The sequence below is a fragment of the Sulfitobacter guttiformis genome (genome assembly GCF_003610455.1).
Lineage (GTDB): Bacteria > Pseudomonadota > Alphaproteobacteria > Rhodobacterales > Rhodobacteraceae > Sulfitobacter > Sulfitobacter guttiformis.
Genome location: NZ_RAQK01000003.1, coordinates 68,486 through 91,586, shown reverse-complemented (window position 1 = coordinate 91,586; position 23,101 = coordinate 68,486). Strand labels below are relative to the sequence as shown.

The window sequence follows — 23,101 nt, the reverse complement described above, 5'->3', positions numbered from 1 at the left end:
CACTAATGTCGCGAGCGGTCTAGGACTGTTAACCGAAGATAAGTTTGCTGTGCTGATCCATATAAATCCTCAGCCACGGGGTGAACACTTCGGGTGTCGAGGCAAGCTCATTGCGCAGCTCGCTTATGGTAATCCACCGCGTATCCATGACTTCGTCCGGATTGAGCGCCAGCGGTAGATCCTGAGTGCTTTGCACCACAAACACCTCCACCAGCTCATGCTCGATCAAGCCGCCCCCGACGTCGGCGCGGTATTCGACCTGACCACGGTGTGTGACCCGGACATCTGCAATCCCGAGCTCTTCGGCAAGGCGGCGATGCGCGCAAGCTGAGTCCGGCTCATCCCATTCGGGATGGGTGCAGCAGGTGTTCGCCCACAAACCGGGGGTATGGTATTTGCCCATAGCACGACGCTGGATAAGCATTGTATCGCCAGACATGATGAACACTGACACCGCCTTGTGGCGAAGCCCGCGCAAATGCGCATCGAGCTTTTCGACAGGTTGCAACGTGCCGTCGACCCATGCGGGTATCATGATATCTGTCATCAGCTCTCCGTAGCGCATCGGGCTAGGCTTTTTTCATGTCCGCGTTTCCGACACGAGTCCAGTCAGGTGCGCAATATTTTTAATTCCGATTTTCAAATGTGCCAAGGGGCGTGCAGCAACCAGCTTTTTGTTCATATAGGCTTCGAAAGTAAGTTTCTGCACATCCACATCATGGCACAGCGAGACAAAGCGTTCGCGACGCATATCGGATTTGTAATAGGCGTTTTGCATCGCACCCAAAACGCGGAAGACTTGGCCATGCTCGCCCATGAACATCTTGCGGCTAAGTTTAAGGTCAGAAGGCATGTTGGTGCGCAAGCGGCGCGCGGTAGCGAGGGCTGCGGATGTTCCGCAAGCCATCGCATAATATATGCCTTCACCGGATGAGGGCGCAACCACGCCCGCGGCATCACCCGCCAGCAGCACGTCGCTGCCATTGTCCCAACGGTCCAGCGGTTTGAGTGGGATCGGCGCGCCTTCGCGGCGGATGGTTTTACAATCCGTTAGACCTGCATTAGCGCGCAGATCCGCTGTGGCTTTTTTAAGGTCCACACCGTCGATGCAGGTGCCCATCCCTACGCTGGCGGATTTACCGTGCGGGAAAACCCAGCCGTAGAAGTCAGGGCTGATTCTACCATCATAGATCACATCACACCGCTGCGGGTTGTAGTGTTCTGTAGTTACGGTCGGTGCCTCGATGATCTCGTGATAGGCGATCACATAAGGAATTTTAGCACCACCCGGCACTTCGGTCTTGGCAATGTTAGAGCGCGCACCGTCTGCACCAATCACCATGCGGCAGGTCATGGCACGGTTCTCTCCGGTTTCTTTATGGCGGTAGTGCACGTGCGTGCCCTCCGCATCGCGTGTGATTTTTGTATAGGTGCCCGTTATGCGCAATGCGCCTGCGGTGGCTGCCCGCACGCGGAGGTATTCGTCGAAATGTTCGCGGTCGACCATCCCAACGTACCCGTTTTCGATCGGGATATCGACATGGCGCTGCGTCGGGGAAATCATTCGTGCGGTGCGGATCTTTGCGACGATCTGGCTGTCTGGAATGTCGTAATCCTCAATCATGCGCGGTGGGACTGCGCCGCCGCATGGCTTGATGCGACCATCACGGTCGAGGAGGGCCACGCTGTAGCCGCGCTTGGCCAGATCGGTGGCGGCGGTAGCCCCGCAAGGACCGCCTCCCACAACCACAACATCGAACTTTTGCTCTGACGTAGTCATATCCAGCATTAATTATTCTCCGGGTACAAGCGCGGGCATGCCCTGCGCGGTGGTGCGATCAAGAATGCGCAAGGCCATGATGGCCGCTGCGACAAACAGGAACGCTTCGAATGTGAAAACAGCGCCAAAAGCGGCGCCATCTGGTAGTGTGATGCGTAGAATATCGACGGCGCCAGCGCCGAGAAGGCCACCGAACCCGGCGGCCACAGCTTGGGCTGCACCCCAGAGGCCCATGCGCGTCCCTTCGCGGCGTTCACGTCCGTCAGACGCAAGCGCCATCATTGACCCGATAGCTGCTACTGCGAACATGCCGTTGAAAAAGCCAAGGGCGGTCACGAGAGGAGTGAGTGGCGCAAAGGCGATGCCAGCGCCGTTGAGTGCAATCAGTCCAAGTATGCCGGCAGAGCCGAGGCAACCGGCGGTGACCCACGCGCGTAAGCTGCCGCGTTTGAGGCCTGTTGCCATAATGCCGACAGTTAGCATTCCGAGGAAAACACCGCCATTTTGTGCGCCACTGAGTTGGGTCGACTGGCCCGCGCTAAAGTCAAAGACGAGCCCCGCGTAGGGTTCGAGGATAAGTTCCTGCATGAAGTAGGCGTTCATCGACAGAAATACAAAGAGGGTGAAATTACGCGCACGCGGCTCTGCCCAAATATCCCGCAGGCCTTCCAAGAAGGGGGTTGGCGGCTCTTGGGCCGCTACGATCAGGCCTCGTTCTATCCGCCCAACGGCCACAACGGTGAGCAGCATTGCGATACTGACCACCACAGCTACGACACCCATCAGGCGGGCGGGGGAATAGGGGTCAAGAAAGCCGCCCGAGAGGCCAGCAGTGAAGGCGATGCCGAATATCATCATAAGCCATGTGATCGTCGCGGCGGCAGCGCGACGGTGTGGCGCTGTCGTGGTCGCAAGGAGTGCCAGCAAAGAAGTGCCTGATGCACCAACCCCAAGCCCGATAGCGGCATAAGCGATGAGCGACAGCCCAAGCGCCAGCGTATGGCTGGCAGCAAAGAGCGTTACGGCGTAGGCGGCCAGCAGACCACCGAGTGCCAGCAGAGCCATGCCGCCGATGATCCACGCGGTGCGGTTGCCCCCTTTGTCCGAGATAAATCCCCAGCGCGGGCGCGACAGTTGTATGCCATAGTGCAGGCCTACCAATGCGCCCGGTAGCACGGCGGGAAGGGCGAACTCGACCACCATCAGGCGGTTCAGTGTCGAGGTCGTCAGGACAACAATCGCGCCAAGTGCCATTTGCACCAATCCGAGGCGGAAAATCTGTATCCATGTCAGGTGCATTTCAAAGGCCTCTCAACGCAAAGGCGGCGATCATCATGCCACTGATATAAAATAGAATTCCCATGCCTTGATACCATGGCGTTTTACCCTCGGGGTCGCGCAATAGGACGCGCATAGCGGCAAGCTGCACGGCGAGCATCGCAGCAACGCCCAAGGCATGTAGTGGCTTGTCCCACATCAGTAGGATCGCAATCACCATCGCCTGAGGGGCCGCCATGATCAGACATGCAAGACTGGCGGCGCGGTCGGGGCCTAGTGTCACGGGAAGCGAGCGCAGGCCGGTTGCACGGTCACCTTCGATCGCTTTGAAGTCATTGAGTGTCATGATTCCGTGAGCACCGATGCCGTAAAGCACAGCGATGCCAATAATCTCGAGGCTGGGCGCCCCGGCAGAAAGGACTGCCGCGCCGGTCACCCAAGGGAGTGTTTCATAGGCCAGTCCGCAAAGGCCCGGCCCCCACCAGCCTGAGCGTTTTGCCCGAACAGGTTCTGCGGAGTATGCCCATGCAGCGGCAACGCCGAGGAGTGTGGCGGCAAATCCCCAAGGGCCAAGCTGGTAGCCGACAACCAGCGAAAGAGCCGTCATGGCAACGGCAATCCACAGGCCCCAGCGGCCCGGGATACGGCCGGAAGGGATTGGACGTTCAGGCTCGTTTATTGCGTCAACGTGGCGGTCGCACCAGTCATTGGCGGCCTGCGACATACCGCACACGACCGGACCCGCAAGGATCACGCCCAGCAGAACCATGCCCCATTGTCCGGAGGGGGAGACCCCCGAAGACACAGCGCCGCATAGATAAGCCCACATGGGAGGGAACCATGTCACAGGCTTGATCAACTGCAAGGCGGCAGCGGGCTCCGGCAGGCGGCGCAGGGTGTGGGCGGTGGTTAGACTCATACTGTCAGAATAGTCTGACAGTATGCTTTGGAGCAAGTGTAAACTTTGATTGACACATGGGCGGGTCGCTATGCGGATTTGCTGGTACCCAAGCTGTGTATTGGACTTAGGGAAATTCTGTGCATAGACTGGTATCCAGACCTTTACGTCAGGCACAAACGGGCTAGGTCTATGGTGCAAGTATAGGAGAACTACCTTGAAAATTATCGCAGCAACAGCATTGGGCCTCGCCCTCATGAGCGCGCCCGCATTCGCAGATGGTCATGCCACTGGCGATGCAACGGCCGGCGAGTCCGTGTTCAACAAGTGTAAAGCGTGCCACATGATTTCGGACGCCGATGGCAACGATATCGTGAAGGGCGGCCGCACAGGTCCGAACCTCTACGGTTTGTACACACGCGTCGCAGGCTCCACCGATTTCAGATATGGTGATTCCATCGTACAGGCTGGTGAAGCCGGTCTGGAATGGAACGAAGAAGATTTCGTTGCTTACGTCGCGGATCCAAAGAAGTTTTTGGCCGAATATAACGACGACAAACGCGCAAAATCCAAAATGGCATTCAAACTCGGTGACGAGGAAGATGCGGCCAATGTTTGGGCCTATCTGGTATCGGTAGGTCCAGAAGTCGAAGCAAAGGCAGACTGAAGCCCAATATTGGTTGAAACAAAAATGGCGGTCCTTTGGGGCCGCCATTTTTTATGTGCATTTTGTATCTGGGTTTAAAACGCCGGTCTAATTCAGCTTACTTGCGCCTGATCGTCCGTGCGCGCCCAGATCGCTTGTGCCTGTTCTATTGCATCATCCATGCTGACCGGTAGGATATCGATGCCCAGTGATTTTACCGCATCGTACGATGTGCCAAGGATCGCACCACTGACCATTATCGCCGCGTCCGGAACGCTTATGCGTAGACCAACAACAAGGCGCGCAAGCGGTATGAGGGCGTGCTCGCCACCGGCGGACAGGCCAATGAGAGCGACGCCTGAGGTGGCAGCGTATTGAACAATCCCGTCGTGATCCAATTCCCGCTTGAGGGCGATATCCCAGCCTTGTTTACGGAAGAGATCAGCGGCCATGGACACACCCAGAAGATGGGTCTCGCCGGGGATCGCGGTAAAAAAGGCGTTTGGTTGTGTTCGGATCGTAGCACTGGCGCGGAACATCGGCTTTAGCCCGCGCATCACAGCGTAAATATGGCCAGTCGCGGCGGTGACTTCCGCGAAACTTACCAGATCATCCTCCCACCATTCGCCAAGTGTCTTTGCGGCTTCGGCAAGATAGGCAATATAGACAGTTTCAACGGATGCGCCCTGTGCCCGAACCCGTTCTATAAATTCGATACCTGGCTCAGCGCCCGGTTCAATCAACGCGCGCGCAAGCTCGTCGATTTTTGCATCGCTGGGGAATGAAACGGACCCCGACGCAGCAACAGGGTGATCGGATAGTCGCCTGATCACCTCACGGGCCAAAGCTGCGAAAGCATCCTGTGGCAGTTTCTCTTTTAAAGTCCCTATTTCCCTGACGGCCTCACGATAGAGATCATCATGGAACAAGGTATGACCGCTATCACGATCTGTCATTGTTTCCCCCCCTGACACAGCGTGGCTAGCGCTGATTAGGACAAAGGTAGCGCAAGCTACGATTCTTGCAAGAAACTTCGGTATGGGAGCGTTATAGTGCAGAGATCCGCAAAGTTCGGGCTTGCAAGTGATATACTGAGAGAGCGGGCAGTAAGCGCCTGATTTCGGGTTAAGCGCCTGATAATCAGACTTAACTGCGCAGTTCCTGCAACTTTTTTGTTCGGGCTTCTTTGATTTCGGGCGTTTTGGACCCGGACGCGTCAAGATCTGCGAGCTCCGCCGCACGGTATGCATCCGGATCGAACGGACCTTTAACAAATCCGTGCTTTTTCAATTTTTGATAAACGGGCAGCGGATCGCGGTAGATTGCAAGGCCACCAGGCGAGGAGGTAGACCCGAACCTGTCCGGCAGGGTTTCGATATTTTCTCCGTTGGTCATCAAGAAGAACGGGGCGCGTTGTGAGATAGCTTTGCCGAAGCTCTCGTTGTTGGCGCGGCGGGGCAACATGCAAAATTCTGTGGAAACTTTAGAAAGAACTTGAGTCGGATGTGCGGCGCTCCCTTCGTCGAAGAGGATCGAGCTGGCTCCGATCAGATGGGCGAGTTGGTCTGCGAGAGAAAGCTTTTCGGGCAGCGAACAATGCACGCCGGCCTCTCTCACCCGCGCTTCGAAATAGCTGCATCCCAGAATACCGCCTTTGTTCAACAAATGACTCCTACCCATATAGATCTTTTCTGGCGCCGTTCTGATCTGCGGGGCCAGTTTGTCTGTCAGAATTTCCTGATACAGGTCGAGATAGGGGCGGTAGAATGGCTCGATCTCACAGCGGGGGGCTGTGCCGGGTTCGGGCACGTCGAGGTGTTCGAACACAGCAATGTCACGCACGAAAATTACCGGCACATCCGGCATGTCCAGAAGGGTCATGAGATCGGCCAGAAACTTTGGCGGTGCGGCATTCGCGAGATGTTCGGGGGTCTGAATATTCTGTAATCCCTGTACAGCGAGGAAAACTACACCGTCATAGGACTCGCCGTTTTGCTTTAGCGCCCAAAGGCGATGGATACAGTCTACGAAGAAATGGCCAAAGTGGTTCCACACCGGGCCGCCAAACAGATACCTGCCCTTGAGCGCCTTATGGTTGGAGGGGCGGCCGAAAAATGAAACTTTCTTACGGATTATGTCGTGAGGTTCGTCGCGCAGGGCAGGACCGCGTTTCATGCGTCCTTCTGGGGGGCAAACAGCAGCATCAATGCCCCCGCGAAACAAGGGCCTCTTGTATATGAAAGGGGCAACTGCGGTATCGCGCAACTGGACGATATTGGGTTGGGGCGCGTTTGTCACAATTGCTCCGATGCTGATCTAGAGATGCAGGTTGAGGCGCATCATCAGGTCGAGATCTGCCTGCGCAAATGTCTCAAGGCGCCCGGTGCTGGAAGATTTCTCAAACAGTTTTGTAAGGTCAGACCAGCGGTTTGCCGTTGTGGCATCCGGTCCTGCATTCACGTAGTTGCCCTGAATGTTGATCGCTGCGCCCAGCACCTCGTGAATATCGGTTTCGAGTTGTTGTAGATTGCTTAGCGAGTAAACTTTCTGCAGTGCGCCTGCGCCTGTCACGGCACGGTCGACCAGCGACTGATGGTCGAGGTTTGCTACATCTCTCCAGCCACGTATTTTGCGGGTGATTAAGTAGTTGCAGTAGAAATTGTTATAGTGGTCCTTGATGAAACGCTGCCACGCCTGATCGCCTCCAAAGAAATATTCATCAGGCGTCATCGTGGAGATCATTCGCATGTTTGTGCGTTCTTTTGAGGCCAGCTCTTTGGGGGATAGTTTTGCCGCCTCGCGCAGCAGATAAAAGTAAAACGAGGCTATACGTTCTCGCGGGTCACGCAGGATGGTAAAAGCAAACCTGTTTTCAGGCAGTGTCTCGAGGTCGATCCAATCGATGTGACCGGCATAGAGTTTATAGCCTTCGGGCATCTGGGCATCTTGCGGAGCCATGGAGTGCGTTCGTATCGGTGAGAATTTATTGGCAGGCATCAGCCGCCTGAGCTCTTTCACAACGGTCTGGCCAGCCGTTTTGGGAATGTGGGGAAAGACGATAACCGGCCCGTCATTTGCAATCCGCCGAGCGCCGGGAACATTGTTCAGAAAGGGAATTTTTGCTTTAATCCCGGTGAGGATTTTGGACTTTTCTGCCCCTTTTGCGCGAGGTGCGTCAGCGAGCTTACGCCAGCTGTCTGGTACATCTTTACCAAATCGTGCCCGAACTGCCGCGTATTGAGGCGCCAGTCCCTGCGCCATTTGTTGCGCCATATCCTCTGGTAACACGGATGTCCGGCCAAGATTGACCCGTGTCTTTCCCTCGACTTTTAGCGGATCAATGCCCAGAAATTTACACACCCCGTCGACAGCGGCCTGCGTAAACAAATTCTCGTAAAACACATAGTGGATAGAATCTGCAGGAATTGCAGCCTCAAGCGCTTCGATTGTGCGCATATAGTCGGCACGCAGTATTGTGGACAGGTCGCGGTCTGCGCACATCTCGCGGGCGCGCTCAAGACAGGCTGCGTCGTACTGCGCATCGGTAAGGCGCGGACTGCTGGCACTGATCGACATGCGGATCTGTGACCACAGGCGCTTTACCGGATCTCGCATGATAAAGATGAATTTGGCAGGTCCGACACTCTTCATTTGGGCAAAGCCGTCTGCATCTAGGGTGCAATAGGACGGGGTGAAGTCACAAATGATCTTCTGACCCTTATAGCCCTTTTTCAGATAGTCAGCGTAGGGGCCGTGAGAGTCGGGGGTGGTCGCGTGGATCGAAAGCCTCTCTGTCAAAAGCTCGATAGTTGCCAGCCGCTTTTTATTTTCAGGATCCATGCCGGGGGTTATGGTTTTCACGGCGCGGTTAAGCTGTTCCAGACGCGTTTGCAGGTGTGTGCTCTCGCTTTTGACATACATAGCGTCAAAATAATGCAGCTCTTTGGTCGCACCGGTGTGGCATTGCGCGCTTTTGGCGAGCTGCTCGTAAAGCCAGCTTGTTCCCGCTTTTTGCGCCCCGATACCGTAGGCCAGTGTCGCGTTTGGTGGTAAGAGGTTTTTTTGTGCTGCCTGCGCCGGTTTCGAGGGTGATGTTGCTGCGACCTTTACCTGTTCACGTGCGGGTTCCACGGGCAGTTCGAGAAACTGGCGGATCGCTCTGCTAACTGTTGCGGCATGTGCATTGCGGTTGAAAAATCCGTGGTCAGCGTTCGGGAAAAGGTTAACCGTAACACGGCCCTCGGGCCACAATCTGCTAAAGCGTTTTGAGGCAGCAATCGGAACGACCTCGTCTTTGCCGCCATGGGCGATATAGCAACGAAGCTTAGAGAGTAGGGGATGCCCTTTGAGCCGTGCGAAGGGCGACAGGGACGCGAAAGTGTCAGCGGGAACAACGCGATTATGCCAGCCGGCTTGGGTGCCGATGTTCGTGACGGCGTTTAAAAGGATCACGCCCGCCACGCGGTCCTGAACATCGGGAGAGGCCTCCAGCAACGCATCGAGTGCAAGGAGCCCTCCGAAGGATGCACCCAAAAGAAAGAGTTTTGCATCATCGGGTAGATGCGCAGTGGCCCACGTCAGTGCATTGGCGGCATCGGCGCGCATATCCTCGAAAGAGGCCGCATCGCGGTTCAGTGTCCTGTAGCGCGGTACGACAACGGCCAATCCGCCACCTGTCACCAATTGCTTGATAAAGGGCGTGAGCATGGCAGGTTCACCATCAACGCCGCCGCCTCCGTGAAACGCGAGAACTGCGATCTTGTCGGTTTCTGCGCCGGCGAACAAAAGCGCTTCGCCGCTTGTATTGATATCGACTGTAACAGGTTCTGTCATTTTGGGCCTCACACGCCGCACTACATTTGTTGGTGGCAGCGCTTCGGGTTGTCTTATCACCGGAACCATACGCGGAAAAGAACCGAACGGGGAAATTCGCGAAAAACGCCCATGGCACGGTTGGGCATTTGTCTCCATGTTGCCAGGAAGGCGCCGTATTGGGCTACTTGCTCCAAATGGGCAGGTGCGGTAAGCACGGCGTTATATGGGCGAAGGAAAAACGACATGAAGATTGCTGTTGTCGGCCTTGGCTATGTTGGCCTCTCGAACGCGATCCTTTTGTCGCAATGCCATACAGTTGTTGCGGTGGATATCGCCGAAGACCGCGTAAACATGATTAACGCGAAAAAAAGCCCGATCGCTGACCCTGATATCGAGGAATACCTCCGCACCAAAAAACTGGATCTGGTGGCCACCCTAGACCGCGATGCCGCGTTCCGAGATGCCGAATTTATTATTGTTGCGACCCCGACAAATTATGACACCGACACCAACTATTTTGATACTTCAAGTGTCGAGGCGGTGATAAAGCAGGCTATTTCGGTCAATCCGGAGGCAACAGTTGTTGTCAAATCCACCATTCCGGTGGGTTTCGTTCTGCGGGTGCGGCGCGAAATGAACAGCGAAAACATCATGTTTGCGCCGGAGTTTTTGCGTGAGGGCCGCGCCTTGTACGATAACCTCTATCCCAGCCGTATTATTGTGGGCGCGCAAACCGAGGCCGCACGCCGTTTTGCAGCGCTGCTGGTCGAGGGGGCAACTTCAAAGGATATGACCCTCCAGTTTACCGACCCCTCCGAAGCAGAGGCGATCAAACTGTTTGCGAATACCTATCTTGCGATGCGCGTTGCCTTTTTTAACGAACTCGACAGCTATGCGATGTCACGCGATATGGACAGTCGCCAGATCATAACCGGCGTTGGCCTAGATCCACGCATTGGTGACCATTATAATAATCCGTCCTTCGGGTATGGTGGATATTGTTTGCCAAAAGATACCAAACAGCTTCTCTCGAACTACTCGGTTGTGCCGCAAAACCTTATTCGTGCGATTGTCGACGCCAACCGCACGCGGAAGGATTTTCTGGCTGAAGAGATTGTCCGCAAAAAGCCTCGGATTGTCGGGGTACATCGGTTGGTAATGAAAGCGGGTTCGGATAACTTCCGGCAGTCTTCAATTCAAGGGATCATGAAGCGTATCAAGGCCAAGGGGATCGAGGTTGTCGTGTATGAACCTGCCCTGAACGCGCCTGATTTCTTCAACTCTCGTGTGATCACCGATCTGGAGCAGTTCAAGCAGATGTCGGATGTGATCGTCGCCAACCGCATGTCCAGCGAGCTGGATGATGTGATGGACAAAGTATTTTCACGCGATCTATTTGGAAACGATTGATCAATTTACGCTGCCCGGATCAAAGCAAGGATCCGTGATCCTCAGCTTCGGGCGCAACATAACAACAAGGTAATCCCATGAAAAAACCAAACGCTACCGTCACCCAGAATACTTGGGAATTCTTGCGCGATCCGATGATCACGCCGACAGGCTTCCGCGAGTATGACGCTCGTTGGAAATACCCCGATGCGATTAACCTGCCGGGGATAACCGCACTGGGAATGGGTCTGGGGACGCAGATGCATATGCGCGGGATCGAGCCTGTGATTGCGGTTGGCAATGACTACCGCGAATACTCGCTCTCAATCAAAAACGCGCTGATGTTGGGCCTGATGCAGGCGGGCATCCATGTTAAGGACATCGGACCAGCTCTGTCTCCCATGGCATATTTCGCGCAGTTCCATCTGGATGCGCCTGCGGTAGCGATGGTTACGGCCTCGCACAACCCAAACGGATGGACAGGCGTAAAAATGGGGTTCGAGCGTCCACTCACTCATGGCCCTGACGAAATGAACGAGCTGCGCGATATTGTTCTGGGTGGTAAATCTGTAGCCCGAGAGGGCGGTAAATACGAATATGTAGATGGCGTGCGCGAGGCTTACCTCGATGATTTGGTGGGCGATTTCAAGATGACCCGCAAGCTCAAAGTCGTCTGTGCGACGGGCAATGGAACGGCCTCCGCCTTTGCACCCGAGCTGTTTCGCCGTCTGGGCGTCGAGGTGGTAGAGAGCCACAACACGCTTGATTATACCTTCCCGCACTACAACCCCAACCCTGAAGCGATGGAAATGCTGCACGATATGAGTGCGAGTGTGAAAGCTTCGGGTGCGGATTTTGCCCTTGGTTTTGACGGAGACGGTGATCGCTGCGGCGTAGTGGACGACGAAGGCGAGGAGATTTTTGCGGATAAGGTCGGCGTGATCATGGCGCGGGATTTATCCAAGATCTATCCGAACAGCACTTTTGTTGCGGATGTGAAGTCAACCGGCCTGTATGCTTCCGACCCAGAGCTCATCGCAAATGGTGCCAAGGCAGATTACTGGAAAACCGGCCATAGCCATATGAAACGGCGTGTCAAAGAGCTGGGCGCGCTGGCGGGTTTTGAGAAATCCGGCCATTATTTCCTCGCGGAGCCCATTGGCCGTGGATATGATTGCGGCATGCGTGTCGCCGTTGAAATCTGCAAACTGATGGACCGTAACCCTGATATGTCCATGTCGGATCTGCGCCGTGCCCTGCCCGTGACTTATGCAACGCCGACGATGTCCCCCTATGCCGCTGACGAGGAAAAATACGACATCCTCGAGCGGATCGTCAAAAAACTTGAACCGTTGACCGAACTGGCAGGCCGCAAGGTTGCAACCGTTGTTACGGTGAACGGTGCGCGCGTGATCCTTGATAACGGAAGTTGGGGACTGGTACGTGCCTCCTCCAACACACCAAATCTGGTGGTTGTTTGCGAAAGCGCTGAATCCGAGGCGGAGTTGCGCGCGATCTTCAAAGATATCGATGCGATTATCCGTACCGAGCCCAATGTCGGGGACTATGATCAGACTTTCTAAGGACTGCAGACATGAATAATGCTGTTTTGGTGGTAGGTGGTGCGGGCTATATCGGCTCGCACACCGTTCTTGCGCTCAAGGATGCGGGATTTTTGCCCGTGGTTTATGACAATTTTTCGAGCGGCCACCGCGATGCGTGTTTCGGGGATCATCTGGTCGAGGGTGATCTGACGGATACGGCCAAACTGGTGCATACGATGCAGCAGTTTGGTATTGGCAGTGTTATTCATTTCGCGGCGCTTATCGAGGCAGGACAATCCGTTGTAACCCCGTTGCCGTTTTTCCAGAATAATGTGGCAGGTACGCTCTCGTTGCTGGAGGCGATGAACACGGCAGGGGTGCCGCGGCTTGTATTTTCGTCAACGGCAGCGGTGTATGGCAATCTCACAGATGTGGCCCTGCTGTCCGAGGAATTACCGCGCGCGCCGATCAATCCTTATGGCGACAGTAAGGCGATGGTCGAGACGGTGCTGGAGTCCTGCGTCTCCGCGTATGGATTGCAAGCGATAGCACTGCGTTATTTCAACGCTTCGGGTGCCGATGCGCAGGGGCGCAGCGGAGAGCGACACGATCCCGAAACACATCTAATCCCGCTGGTCATTCAGGCCGCACAGGGACGGCGGGATCGGATAAAGGTATATGGCGCGGATTATGATACGCCCGATGGCACCTGTATCCGCGATTATATCCATGTCAGCGATCTGGCATCAGGGCATGTTGCGGCGCTGCGGCACCTGTTGGGCCGTGATGCACCGGGTGTGATGCCCGTAAACCTCGGAACCGGCCAGGGACAAAGCGTGCGGCAGGTGATTGATGCAGTGCGCCGCGTATCGGGGCGCGACTTCATTGTTGAAGAGACGCCGCGCCGTGCGGGTGACCCTGCCACATTAGTCGCAGATGTCCGACGTGCTGCCGATCTGTTGGGGTGGGCTGCAGTGCACAGCGATCTGGATACTATTGCGCGCGATGCCTGGGCCTATGCCCAAGCATCGGGTTAGCCATTATTTCAGCAGGCCGGCGAGATATGTGCCGTAGTCGTTTTTGCCAAACATCTTTGACCGCGCCTCCAGCTCTTCGCGGGTGATCCATTTCTGCCCGAATGCGATCTCGTCAGGGCTTCCGGTTTGCATGCCTTGCCGCTGCTCAAGAGTGCGCACGAAATTACCAGCATCCAACAGACTACCGTGCGTACCCGTGTCGAGCCACGCATAGCCGCGGCCCATCCGCTGTACATTCAACAGCCCGTCATTGAGGTAACTTTCGAGGAGCGTGGTGATTTCAAGTTCGCCGCGGGGCGATGGTGTCACTTTACGAGCGCGGGCCGGGGCCTCTGCATCCAGAAAATAAAGCCCGGTTACGGCATAGTTTGACGGTGGCACTTCGGGTTTTTCGATGATTTGGCTGGCGCGACCTTCGGCATCGAATGCGACGACGCCGTACCGCTCCGGGTCTGCAACACGGTAGCCAAACACAGTTCCGCCTTTGGTTTGCTTGCCTGCATCGGCGAGCATTTCGGGCAGGCCGTGTCCGAAAAAGATGTTGTCGCCAAGAACCATGGCCGATGGTGCACCATCAAGGAAATCCTCGGCCAGCAAATATGCCTGCGCCAGCCCGTCGGGACTTGGTTGTTCGATGAACGTCAGGCTCACACCCCACTGGCTGCCATCGCCCAAAGCACGCTCAAACTGGGCACGGTCCTGCGGCGTGGTGATCACGGCAATCTCACGGATACCGGCCAGCATCAGAACTGACAGAGGGTAATAGATCATCGGTTTGTCATAAACCGGCAGCAACTGTTTCGAGACGCTGACTGTGATGGGGTAAAGACGTGTGCCCGACCCGCCTGCGAGGATGATGCCCTTACGGCCTTTTGTCTGCGTCATATCAATCAGCTCGCGTTTTGTTGGGGGGTGAGTTGGGTCAGGATCGCATCAAGGCTGGCCCGCCAGTCGGGGCGGGGAACGCCGAATGTTGCAGTTGTGGCACTGCAATCCATTCTAGAGTTCAGGGGGCGCGTTGCGGGCGTTGGATAGTCACTCGAAGGAATATCGGTCACCGCGCAAGTGATCCCTGCCTTGTCGAATATAGTGCGGGCGAAATCAGCCCAGCTGGTGTCGGGAGCGCCCGCAAAGTGATAGATACCAGCGCAGGTTTTGTCAGTCGCCAGTTTTTGCGCGATCACAACGCAAGCCTTTGCAATTTCGGCGGCGCCTGTTGGCCCACCTATCTGGTCGGCTACAATTGTAAGCGCGTCACGCTCGGCACCCAACCGCAGCATTGTTTTCACAAAATTGTTGCCATGGGAGGAGACCACCCATGAGGTCCGCAAGATTGCGTATGAGCCGCCAGCGAGGGCGACAGCCTGCTCTCCAGCAAGTTTTGTGCGGCCATAAGCGCCTTGTGGTGCCGTCATGTCCGCAGGGGTCCAAGGGGTGCTTCCATCGCCGGAAAAGACGTAATCGGTCGAAATGGTGACAAAAGGAATGCCCTGCACAGCACAGGCCTGTGCGATGGCGGCGGGAGCATCGGCATTTATGAGATGGGCGATCTTTTCCTCAGTCTCTGCACGGTCAACGGCGGTGTAAGCGGCAGCGTTGATCACCGCGTCAGGGGCATGTTCAGCTACTGCCGCGGCGCAAGCGGCGGGATCGGTGAGATCGGCGGCCGCGCGGTCCAGTGCCGTGATACGCAAAGTGTCAGACGCAAGAGCACGCAGTTCCGTGGCGACCTGTCCGCTGTGTCCGAATACGAGAATGTGCATTGTCAGCCCCCCCATTATGCCTTGGTGCCAAGGCGTTGGCCTACGCCTTCGCGGTTTTGAAGGGCGCGCCACCAGTCCTCGTTCTCGAGGTACCAGTCAACGGTTTTCGCCAGTCCCTCCTCGACGGTAACAGATGGCTTCCAGCCCATTTCGGTGTTCATGCGCGTGGGATCGATGGCGTAGCGCATGTCATGGCCGGGACGGTCGGTGACGAACGTAATCAACTGCGCGTGGGGCGCGCCTTGCGGGTGGCGATCATCCAGAATTGCGCAAATCATCTTGACCAGATCAAGGTTCGTGACTTCATTTTCCCCACCGATATTATAGCTGCGCCCGATTTTTCCGTCGGCCATCACCTTGAGCAGGGCGTCGGCGTGATCCTCGACGTACAGCCAGTCGCGGATGTTATCGCCCTTGCCATAGACAGGGATAGGCTCTCCGGCGAGGGCGCGCAGGATGACCACCGGAACCAGTTTTTCCGGAAAGTGGAACGGACCATAGTTGTTGGAACAATTGGTCAGAACGATGGGCAAACCGTAGGTTTCGCCCCATGCGCGAACCAGATGGTCGCTGGCCGCTTTGGACGCCGAGTAGGGGCTGCGTGGATCATAGGGGGTATCTTCGGTGAATTGACCCTCGGGACCGAGTGAGCCGAAAACCTCGTCTGTCGAAATATGGTGAAAACGAAAACCGGCAAAGCGCTCGCGCCCTTGCCAATAGGCGCGGGCGGCTTCGAGCAGGGTATAGGTGCCAGTCACATTGGTCTGGATAAAAGCACCAGGCCCGTCAATCGAGCGGTCAACATGGGATTCAGCGGCGAGGTGCATGACAGCGTCCGGCTGGTGTTTGGCGAACACATCGGCAAGCGCGGGCATGTCGCATATATCGACCTGCTCGAAGGCATATAGGGGGCTGTCCGAAACGCTGGCGACATTATCGAGACAGGCAGCATAGGTCAGCACATCAACGTTCACGACGCTGTGGCCGCGCTCAATAGCCTGCCGCACAACAGCCGAGCCGATAAAACCAGCGCCGCCAGTGATCAGTATTTTCATGGTTCAGCCCTCAAATTTGAATGGGGTATCAAGATCTGCAAGGGTTCCTGCAACTGCGTCTTTATCAGACAGCAGGGGGGTCACACCGTCGGGCAGCGCCCAGTCTATGCCAATCTCCGGATCATCCCAGCGGATCGCGCCCTCGGTCTCGCGGGCGTAGTAGTCAGAGCATTTGTAGATAATTTCAGTATCGGGCGTGCGGGTGGCAAAACCGTGCGCGAAACCTGCCGGTACCAGCAACTGGCGCCCGTTCTCGAAGCTCAGCTCGGTGCCGAACCATTGGCCATATGTGGGAGAGCCGCGACGAATATCGACGGCCACATCAAACAAAGAGCCTTTGCCGCAGCGCACCAGCTTATCCTGTGCATGGGGCGGAGCCTGAAAATGCAGACCACGAATTGTTCCGATGGCTGAGGACAGCGAATGGTTATCCTGAACAAACGGAATGTCGATGCCGTGCTCCGACAAGACTTTGGCGCTGTAGCTTTCTGAAAAAAAGCCACGCGTGTCGCCGAAGCGGGCAGGCGTGAGGATAACAACCCCGGCGAGTGGTGTCTTTTCGATCTGGATCAAAATAACCTTTCGAGAAATTTATGGTTTTTATCTAACAAACGGATCGAGAAGTGTCCAAGGGTGTCGTCTACCCTTTGGCGCCCTGTCCGCGGGCATAGACGTCATCATATCTGACGATATCATCTTCTCCCAGATAGGCGCCGGTCTGTACTTCGATCAGGACCATAGGAACCTTGCCCTTATTTTCCATCCGGTGCACGGCCCCAAGGGGAATATAAACCGACTGGTTTTCTGTAACGAGTTTTACCTCATCGTTAATTGTGACCTGCGCTGTGCCCTCGACGACGATCCAGTGCTCTGAGCGGTGTTGATGACTTTGAAGGCTAAGGGCCGCACCCGGGCGCACAACGATGCGTTTTACCTGAAACCGGTTACCCACCGCGAGGCTTTCGAACCAGCCCCACGGGCGGTGATCTTTGGGAAAGGATTCGGCCTGAGGTGCGCCGCGTTGCTTGAGGACCTGCACGGCGCGTTTCACGTCCTGCGCGCGGCGCGCATCTGCGACGAGAACTGCATCGTTCATTGCCACGGCGATGATATTGTCCAGACCAATGCCAACCAGCTCTACACCTTCGCTGTCGGATCGCAGCAGGCTGTTTGTACATTCAATCGAGGTTGCGTTGCCAGACAGGGCCACGCCGTCGGCATCGCGCACGCTTTCGCGCCAGATGGCATCCCATCCGCCAAGATCTGACCACGCCCCGTTAAAGGGGACAACGCTGAGGTTATCCGAAGGCTCCATTACGGCGTAATCAATCGAAATGCTTTCGGCGTCTTTCCACGGTGCAGGTGCGAGGCGCAAAAAGCCCAGATCAATCTGTGCGCCCTCAACCGATTTTTGTACGGGGGTGATCATGGCAGGGCAGTGGGTCTTGAATGCCTCGATGATGGTACTGACCTTGAACAAAAATATGCCAGCGTTCCACATGTGCGTGCCAGAGGCGAGCAATTGCTCTGCGGTACCGGCGTCAGGTTTTTCCACAAACCTGCGCAAAGGAACCGGACCTCCGTCCGACGGCTCAGCGAGTTCGAGATAGCCATAACCGGTTTCGGGATATGTCGGATGAATACCGAATGTGACGATGCTCCCCTGCTCTGCTGCGGGAACTCCTTGGTCGACAGTATGGCGGAAGGCATCATTGTCGGGGATCAGATGATCCGAAGGGCACACAAGCATGAGAGTTTCGGGATCTTTGGCGTTAAGATAAAGTGCGGCGGCAAGAACCGCGGGCGCGGTATTGCGTGCTTCGGGTTCGATCAAAACAGCATCCGGATCAATGCCGAGTTCGGCGAGCTGCTCTACCACGATAAAGCGGAAGTCTGATCCGGTGATGACCAACGGTTTTGCGAAGGGCTGTAGCCTGCGAATAGAATCCTGAAACAGGGTCTGGCTTCCCATAAGCGGGACGAACTGCTTTGGAAAACTCTTGCGCGACAGTGGCCAAAGCCGCGTGCCGGAACCACCACAAAGAAGAACTGGCGTGATTGTCATTATCTCATCCTGTGTGCTGATGGTCGTCGCGGCATTTCTGCACACAGTGCGCTATACCACAAGAGACGGAGGTGGACCGTCGATTGGATTAAGGCAGGTTGATCCATATTCGCGACAGTTGTCTATTTGCCGATCGATTACACGTCGGAACGTGCGATCCCTTGCTGAGTTCGCATAGTTGGACAACCTACGAAAGGGTGTAGTTCATAGTCGGCTTGGATATGCCTGATGGAAAAGCAGATCAGTAAAGATAGTTGATTTCAGCGAATGTCATATCATTAAGAAGATCGTCGAAGGTGTTTACACCTCTTATTTCGAGAACATTCCCATTACCGAAATCACCGATTACATTCGCCTCCCCCTCTTCGAAAATTGAGCGTAGATCAGTAACTTCGAAGGTTGAGAGATCTAGCCCGAGACCTTCGATTAGGCGATTGTATATTTGACAAACCCACAGCTTGAGATAGGCTCGGATTCTACTCTGAAGGGATTCGAGATATGTCAGACGACGATATTTGCATCAACATCAGCGGCATCAGCCACCCTATTCTTTGCGGCACGTGCAAGGCTAAGGTAGCCTTCATTGGAGAAGCTAATGTGGATGGCGGCGATGTCGGATGTGTTGACTGCGGGAATATCGCTGACGTTCAACAGGTCGCTGCCATGGCTGTCGAGTACGCCAAAGACGAGGGGCAATTGATGCTCAACCGAATGGCTAGGGATACCGCTAAGAACAGCAAAATCATGACATTCAACGGCCAGACTTCGCACAATAAGGCCCACAGATTTGTTGTCGATATGAAGCTCTGATACATTCATGGTAGTATATTACCCCACACATATGGGGTAGTCAAATACCTCAATCGTTTTTCTTGGCGTCCGGCTTAGGCTTCACCAGCTTGCCTAGCTTTTTGTTGAACCGCGCTTCGTCGTCGTCCGTCTCTAACTCGCGGGCGGCTTCTTTGAAGCGGTCTAGCTGGGTTTTACTGGATGAGGAATTTGCCATTTGTACCCTCCAAAGACTTGTAGCTTATTAAGTCTGCTACGTTCGACATGAGCGCCTTGTCTTGCTGATCAAGCTCAACATCATACAATGCGTACTTATATATTCCCGGCTGGTTTGGTGTGTCAGAGAAAGCTAGATACTTGGCCGCAATTGAATTGTGGTGAGGTGTTACTGCATCAACTAAGGCTGTTTTTCCCCCAGAGAAAATAGCCAAGTCGAAAGAGTGAACCTTTCCACTACTTCCGGGGAATGGGAAATCAAGCTTGGTCTCTGGGTTCCATGCTGCACCATCAAAAATAGCTTTAGCTTTTTGGATTAGGCTTACCTCCGTAGAAACTCGCGCTTTCCCAACCGCTGCACGAGCTGCGTCCGATGATGCGTTCGCAACCGACGCAATCGCCGCCCACAACCAGTCAGACGATGGTGCTTCACATTGGATTTGCGCACCTTCCATCTTGCAGTCAAATGCGTTGGCAGAATGTGATGCCGTACGCTTGAATGATCGCTCATCAATCCCGTACATCCAAACCAGCCGAGCCGCTTCAGCATTGTCATGAACGATGAACCCATCCCCATAACCAACGACAAAAACATTAACCGCTTCAAAAGAGGGGTATAGGCAGTGGGTTGAGACCAGCAAACCATTTGCTGTCGGTTCACAAGAAGCAAACTCGCTCATTTTTGTATGTATCATATCACAATCTAGCATGACTGGCCCCATAGACCCACATTGGGTAGTGTGAGTGGCTTATTATGTCCTTGAATCCTAACATTTATATGGTCACAAAGCCAGAAAAACATATCTTCAATCCCTCTGATTTCATCACCTATTCCACGCCTCGCTTTTATGTCCCAGATGCCACTGGACCAGATGTGATCTCGATTATCGGACCACGTATGTATGTGAGGCCCACACACTTTTGCGGGCAATCCCCGCTTGAACGCGAAAAGTGGGTTTGCTTTACAAACGTTGATGCTGTCTTTGTCGAGCCGACAAACTATGCTTCCCTTAAAGAATAAGCTTATTGAGCAATACTCTGGGTGCTGGTCGGGAATTCTAAATTGAAGTCTAGATCTGGTGAAGCCCGTGTCTTCTTCCAGAATGGGCCAACTAATCTGATGGTCCTTGTATCCAGGTTGATAGGTCCAATGAGGCTGATAGTCATCCAGACACTTTGATGTATTTGCCAAGAAGCCATCAATGGCCTCCAAGCTGGAAAGATGAATTGTCAAATTATGCACCAGAATCAACTAAGGGTTACCCTGTACCTTCTTAGTTAACCCTTTGGTAAGTCAACCGCTTCCCGACTACGCTGCGGAGCGCAATCTGGCCGCGCTCAACGTCATCAACGCCATTTGCGACACGATTATTGTACCGGAAGTCAAACTCCGCTGCATAGCGGTGCAAGTGCTGCTTGCCACAGTGCTGATAGACACCTTTCATGCCGCGCTTGAAAATGCTATAGAAGCCCTCGACGGTGTTGGTGTGCATCTCGCGATCCTCAAGGTTTACATACCCGCCTGCGCTATGGTTGGTCCAACCGTGGGCGTCGAATACCTTGCCAGCGCCAATACCTTCGTACTGACGCGCTTCGTCGGTCATTACATAGGCTTCCTTGGCGATGTTGGCGCGCAGGATCGGGATAAGCGTTGTCTTCTTGAGGTCGTCCACAACGATGCTCTTGGCGCGCTTGGTGGTGCGATCTACCAGCGTGAGCATTTTCATCTTATGAGAGCCGCCGCGCGCCTTTGGGTGCTTGACGACACCCGGCTCTTTGCCGATGAATGTCTCGTCAACTTCAACAATGCCGCCATCTGTGCCGAAACCTGCAAGCGCGCCATCACGCATACACTCACGAATGCGGTGCGTCAGGAACCATGCGGATTTGTATGTGATGCCCAGAACGCGGTGCATCTGGTGGCTGCTGATACCCTTCTTGCTGGACACCATGAGGTGAATGGCTTGCAGCCACAGGTGCATGGCGATGTGGCTTTCCTCAAAGATTGTACCCTTGCGAACAGTGAACTGCTTGCGGCACTCGCGGCACTTCCAAAGGCCATGGCGCTCTTTGCCTTCGGGGTTCTTGGCGGATGGCTTAGTGCGAACGCCCACCAGAGGATATGCCGCATCTACAACGCCACAGTGCGCGCAGATCGGTGCGTCACCCCAAAGCATTGCCTCAACGTGCTTAAACGCTGCGGCTTCGTCGTGCATGTATGGGGCGGAAAGAACGGACATTGGAAAAACCTCTAACTTGTTGAGATTAATCTACGCTTTGCTGTTGGGTTTGTCAAATATATAATCGCCAAAATTTAACATGAATTAATTAAAGTACGTACTAATAAGATCTGTCAATCATTAGTTGATCGAGAGCCACGGATTAGTCTTGTATGCCCAAGTCATGAGCACTGCAGCTTTGGAGCTTTCGAGTAGGGCGACAAATGGAAACGCTGATTTTGTATTGAATATCAAAAGGGGCTGGCGCATTAAGTAACATAACTATGATTATCCACCTCAAGATACGTATTTTCTAGTGGAAACCTTTTGTAGCTGAGGCGCCGAGGAACTCATCTTACGAGCAATCCTCACTGTCAGCTAAAGTTACTGGTCAAGGCCGGGCAACTTAAAACACGGCAATCAAGATTCTAGAAAAACGGCAGAGGAACTCATGTATCTCTTAAGGTTTGGTTACTTCAGGGTTCAGCCACTTTAGATATCTTCAAGACAGGGACAGCCTAATGCGGGAGCCACTTTCAAAGCCAAAGGACCCCTCCCATGAGCCAGAATACCCCTCGTTTGAACCTGCCGTTGATCCAGCCCGCGCAGGCGCAAAAACATATGACCCACAACAGCGCAATAGAGGCCCTTGATCTGATTACGCAGTTGACTGTTGTAGCGCGGGACGCCGAGACGCCGCCTTCTGCACCGGTTGACGGCGATTGCTATGCTCTTGGCTTGACCCCGAATAGCGACTGGACAGGACAACCTGATATGCTGGCGATCAGAACAAGCACTGGTTGGCTGTTTGTTGCGCCGCAGGATGGTTGGCGGTTGTGGGATGCGGGCAGTTCGGTGCTTTGTGTGCGCACTAACGGCGCCTGGACCCCTGCGACAGCCGATTTGCAAAACACTGACGGGGTCGGTATCGGCACGACTTCCGATCAGAATAACCGCCTTGCCGTCTCCTCTCCCGCAACTTTGTTAACACACGATGCAGGGTCGGGAGGGCATCAATTGAAAGTGAACAAAGCGACTAACTCAGATACAGCCAGCCTTCTCTTTCAGACGGGTTATTCCGGCCGTGCAGAAATGGGAACGACGGGGTCGGATGATTTTACGATCAAGGTTTCACCTGATGGCGCCATATTTCACGAGGCTGTCGTCGTGGATAAGAACACAGGTATTGCCAACTTTCCTGCTAAGCCGCGGTTCTCTGCTATCACCAATGTTGCAGGGTGGATGAATGTGAGTGGTCCCAACACAAATCTGCAGTTCGTCACGGCGACAACGAATGTGGGCGGACATTTCAATCCGGGAACCAGCGCATTTACGGCGCCCGTTGCCGGCTTCTATTGCTTCTTGTTGAACGGCTTCCTCAGCTCGCAAACAAATGGACGCATCGCATTCGGGATTAACGGGACCACTGTTGACGACCAGATGCAGGTTCTCGTCGGGGAAATGCCGCTTTCGTTCACAGCCGTATTCACCTTAGCCGCCGGTGATGTCGTAACCTGTCGGACAGGAAACGTGAGCAGCTTCATCCGCTACTACCAAGGTCACACGACATTCTCCGGCTGGTTGATTTGATGTCAAAAAGCTTGACG

Annotated in this window: 21 protein-coding genes; 5 read left to right on the top strand and 16 right to left on the bottom strand. The window is 54.7% G+C overall.

Going from position 1 to position 23,101, the window contains the following annotated elements:
* Nucleotides 1-28 precede the first annotated feature (28 nt).
* From idi to chlG, 4 genes are read right to left on the bottom strand one after another with little or no spacing between them, the layout of a single operon-like run.
* Nucleotides 29-547 carry an isopentenyl-diphosphate Delta-isomerase gene (idi, locus tag C8N30_RS18820; RefSeq protein ID WP_015063284.1) on the bottom strand — a complete coding sequence of 173 codons (519 nt, stop codon included), beginning with the start codon at nt 545-547 and terminating at the stop codon, nt 29-31.
* A 33-nt stretch (nt 548-580) separates the two neighbouring features.
* Nucleotides 581-1,789, bottom strand: a complete 1,209-nt coding sequence (locus C8N30_RS18815) for a geranylgeranyl diphosphate reductase (RefSeq protein WP_015063283.1) — start codon at nt 1,787-1,789, stop codon at nt 581-583.
* A 3-nt stretch (nt 1,790-1,792) separates the two neighbouring features.
* Nucleotides 1,793-3,079, bottom strand: a complete 1,287-nt coding sequence (locus C8N30_RS18810) for a BCD family MFS transporter (RefSeq protein WP_015063282.1) — start codon at nt 3,077-3,079, stop codon at nt 1,793-1,795.
* A 1-nt stretch (nt 3,080) separates the two neighbouring features.
* A complete protein-coding gene (gene chlG / locus C8N30_RS18805) occupies nt 3,081-3,977 on the bottom strand; it encodes a chlorophyll synthase ChlG (protein ID WP_015063281.1) in 897 nt (298 codons plus the stop codon).
* Nucleotides 3,978-4,173: 196 nt separating this feature from the next.
* On the opposite strand from chlG, the gene C8N30_RS18800 reads away from it, so the two are divergent.
* Nucleotides 4,174-4,623 (top strand): c-type cytochrome, encoded by a 450-nt coding sequence (locus C8N30_RS18800; RefSeq protein WP_015063280.1) that lies wholly within the window; start codon nt 4,174-4,176, stop codon nt 4,621-4,623.
* A gap of 92 nt (nt 4,624-4,715) precedes the next feature.
* Here the strand turns inward: C8N30_RS18800 and C8N30_RS18795 are convergent, their stop codons facing one another.
* The 3 genes from C8N30_RS18795 to C8N30_RS18785 all read right to left on the bottom strand — a co-directional run bounded on the left by C8N30_RS18795 (nt 4,716) and on the right by C8N30_RS18785 (nt 9,435).
* Nucleotides 4,716-5,558 (bottom strand): cobalamin B12-binding domain-containing protein, encoded by an 843-nt coding sequence (locus tag C8N30_RS18795; protein WP_015063279.1) that lies wholly within the window; start codon nt 5,556-5,558, stop codon nt 4,716-4,718.
* A 190-nt stretch (nt 5,559-5,748) separates the two neighbouring features.
* Nucleotides 5,749-6,777 (bottom strand): glycosyltransferase 61 family protein, encoded by a 1,029-nt coding sequence (locus tag C8N30_RS18790; protein ID WP_015063278.1) that lies wholly within the window; start codon nt 6,775-6,777, stop codon nt 5,749-5,751.
* 141 nt (nt 6,778-6,918) lie between these two features.
* The gene (locus C8N30_RS18785) at nt 6,919-9,435 is read right to left on the bottom strand and encodes a sulfotransferase (protein WP_015063277.1); all 2,517 of its coding nucleotides are present in this window, start codon (nt 9,433-9,435) and stop codon (nt 6,919-6,921) included.
* Nucleotides 9,436-9,660: 225 nt separating this feature from the next.
* On the opposite strand from C8N30_RS18785, the gene C8N30_RS18780 reads away from it, so the two are divergent.
* From C8N30_RS18780 to galE, 3 genes are all read left to right on the top strand, one after another.
* On the top strand, nt 9,661-10,827 hold the full coding sequence (locus C8N30_RS18780; RefSeq protein ID WP_015063276.1) for a nucleotide sugar dehydrogenase: 1,167 nt from the start codon (nt 9,661-9,663) through the stop codon (nt 10,825-10,827).
* 77 nt (nt 10,828-10,904) lie between these two features.
* Complete coding sequence (locus tag C8N30_RS18775) at nt 10,905-12,389, top strand: phosphomannomutase/phosphoglucomutase (RefSeq protein ID WP_015063275.1); 1,485 nt, start codon at nt 10,905-10,907, stop codon at nt 12,387-12,389.
* A gap of 11 nt (nt 12,390-12,400) precedes the next feature.
* Nucleotides 12,401-13,387, top strand: coding sequence for a UDP-glucose 4-epimerase GalE (galE, locus tag C8N30_RS18770; protein WP_015063274.1), 987 nt, complete (start codon nt 12,401-12,403; stop codon nt 13,385-13,387).
* A gap of 3 nt (nt 13,388-13,390) precedes the next feature.
* Here the strand turns inward: galE and rfbA are convergent, their stop codons facing one another.
* The 9 genes from rfbA to C8N30_RS18725 form a co-directional block, all read right to left on the bottom strand.
* Nucleotides 13,391-14,272 (bottom strand): glucose-1-phosphate thymidylyltransferase RfbA, encoded by an 882-nt coding sequence (gene rfbA, locus C8N30_RS18765; protein ID WP_015063273.1) that lies wholly within the window; start codon nt 14,270-14,272, stop codon nt 13,391-13,393.
* Between the two features lie 5 nt (nt 14,273-14,277).
* Entirely contained in the window at nt 14,278-15,150 is an 873-nt protein-coding gene (rfbD, locus tag C8N30_RS18760; RefSeq protein WP_015063272.1) for a dTDP-4-dehydrorhamnose reductase, read from the bottom strand.
* A gap of 14 nt (nt 15,151-15,164) precedes the next feature.
* Complete coding sequence (gene rfbB / locus C8N30_RS18755; protein ID WP_015063271.1) at nt 15,165-16,205, bottom strand: dTDP-glucose 4,6-dehydratase; 1,041 nt, start codon at nt 16,203-16,205, stop codon at nt 15,165-15,167.
* 3 nt (nt 16,206-16,208) lie between these two features.
* Nucleotides 16,209-16,775, bottom strand: a complete 567-nt coding sequence (gene rfbC / locus C8N30_RS18750) for a dTDP-4-dehydrorhamnose 3,5-epimerase (RefSeq protein ID WP_025060871.1) — start codon at nt 16,773-16,775, stop codon at nt 16,209-16,211.
* A 70-nt stretch (nt 16,776-16,845) separates the two neighbouring features.
* On the bottom strand, nt 16,846-18,270 hold the full coding sequence (locus tag C8N30_RS18745) for a mannose-1-phosphate guanylyltransferase/mannose-6-phosphate isomerase (protein ID WP_015063269.1): 1,425 nt from the start codon (nt 18,268-18,270) through the stop codon (nt 16,846-16,848).
* 501 nt (nt 18,271-18,771) lie between these two features.
* A complete protein-coding gene (locus tag C8N30_RS19225) occupies nt 18,772-19,089 on the bottom strand; it encodes a hypothetical protein (RefSeq protein WP_015063268.1) in 318 nt (105 codons plus the stop codon).
* Between the two features lie 40 nt (nt 19,090-19,129).
* Nucleotides 19,130-19,276: a hypothetical protein gene (locus C8N30_RS19460; protein ID WP_015063267.1), complete on the bottom strand. Its 147-nt coding sequence runs from the start codon at nt 19,274-19,276 to the stop codon at nt 19,130-19,132.
* The gene (locus C8N30_RS18735) at nt 19,254-19,970 is read right to left on the bottom strand and encodes a hypothetical protein (RefSeq protein WP_147419725.1); all 717 of its coding nucleotides are present in this window, start codon (nt 19,968-19,970) and stop codon (nt 19,254-19,256) included. The genes C8N30_RS19460 and C8N30_RS18735 overlap by 23 nt, the downstream gene beginning before the upstream one ends.
* 579 nt (nt 19,971-20,549) lie before the next feature.
* Nucleotides 20,550-21,515, bottom strand: a complete 966-nt coding sequence (locus C8N30_RS18725) for an IS1595 family transposase (RefSeq protein WP_015063264.1) — start codon at nt 21,513-21,515, stop codon at nt 20,550-20,552.
* 537 nt (nt 21,516-22,052) lie between these two features.
* On the opposite strand from C8N30_RS18725, the gene C8N30_RS18720 reads away from it, so the two are divergent.
* Nucleotides 22,053-23,084 carry a DUF2793 domain-containing protein gene (locus C8N30_RS18720; RefSeq protein ID WP_015063263.1) on the top strand — a complete coding sequence of 344 codons (1,032 nt, stop codon included), beginning with the start codon at nt 22,053-22,055 and terminating at the stop codon, nt 23,082-23,084.
* Nucleotides 23,085-23,101: the final 17 nt, after the last annotated feature.

Excerpts from the sequence above, each read along its gene's own strand:
- idi (WP_015063284.1), bottom strand. The coding sequence starts at position 547 with ATGACAGATATCATGATACCCGCATGGGTCGACGGCACGTTGCAACCT.
- C8N30_RS18815 (WP_015063283.1), bottom strand. The coding sequence starts at position 1,789 with ATGCTGGATATGACTACGTCAGAGCAAAAGTTCGATGTTGTGGTTGTG.
- C8N30_RS18810 (WP_015063282.1), bottom strand. The coding sequence starts at position 3,079 with ATGCACCTGACATGGATACAGATTTTCCGCCTCGGATTGGTGCAAATG.
- chlG (WP_015063281.1), bottom strand. The coding sequence starts at position 3,977 with ATGAGTCTAACCACCGCCCACACCCTGCGCCGCCTGCCGGAGCCCGCT.
- C8N30_RS18795 (WP_015063279.1), bottom strand. The coding sequence starts at position 5,558 with ATGACAGATCGTGATAGCGGTCATACCTTGTTCCATGATGATCTCTAT.
- C8N30_RS18790 (WP_015063278.1), bottom strand. The coding sequence starts at position 6,777 with ATGAAACGCGGTCCTGCCCTGCGCGACGAACCTCACGACATAATCCGT.
- C8N30_RS18785 (WP_015063277.1), bottom strand. The coding sequence starts at position 9,435 with ATGACAGAACCTGTTACAGTCGATATCAATACAAGCGGCGAAGCGCTT.
- C8N30_RS18780 (WP_015063276.1), top strand. The coding sequence starts at position 9,661 with ATGAAGATTGCTGTTGTCGGCCTTGGCTATGTTGGCCTCTCGAACGCG.
- C8N30_RS18775 (WP_015063275.1), top strand. The coding sequence starts at position 10,905 with ATGAAAAAACCAAACGCTACCGTCACCCAGAATACTTGGGAATTCTTG.
- galE (WP_015063274.1), top strand. The coding sequence starts at position 12,401 with ATGAATAATGCTGTTTTGGTGGTAGGTGGTGCGGGCTATATCGGCTCG.
- rfbA (WP_015063273.1), bottom strand. The coding sequence starts at position 14,272 with ATGACGCAGACAAAAGGCCGTAAGGGCATCATCCTCGCAGGCGGGTCG.
- rfbD (WP_015063272.1), bottom strand. The coding sequence starts at position 15,150 with ATGCACATTCTCGTATTCGGACACAGCGGACAGGTCGCCACGGAACTG.
- rfbB (WP_015063271.1), bottom strand. The coding sequence starts at position 16,205 with ATGAAAATACTGATCACTGGCGGCGCTGGTTTTATCGGCTCGGCTGTT.
- C8N30_RS18745 (WP_015063269.1), bottom strand. The coding sequence starts at position 18,270 with ATGACAATCACGCCAGTTCTTCTTTGTGGTGGTTCCGGCACGCGGCTT.
- C8N30_RS19225 (WP_015063268.1), bottom strand. The coding sequence starts at position 19,089 with ATGAATGTATCAGAGCTTCATATCGACAACAAATCTGTGGGCCTTATT.
- C8N30_RS19460 (WP_015063267.1), bottom strand. The coding sequence starts at position 19,276 with ATGGCAAATTCCTCATCCAGTAAAACCCAGCTAGACCGCTTCAAAGAA.
- C8N30_RS18735 (WP_147419725.1), bottom strand. The coding sequence starts at position 19,970 with ATGATACATACAAAAATGAGCGAGTTTGCTTCTTGTGAACCGACAGCA.
- C8N30_RS18725 (WP_015063264.1), bottom strand. The coding sequence starts at position 21,515 with ATGTCCGTTCTTTCCGCCCCATACATGCACGACGAAGCCGCAGCGTTT.
- C8N30_RS18720 (WP_015063263.1), top strand. The coding sequence starts at position 22,053 with ATGAGCCAGAATACCCCTCGTTTGAACCTGCCGTTGATCCAGCCCGCG.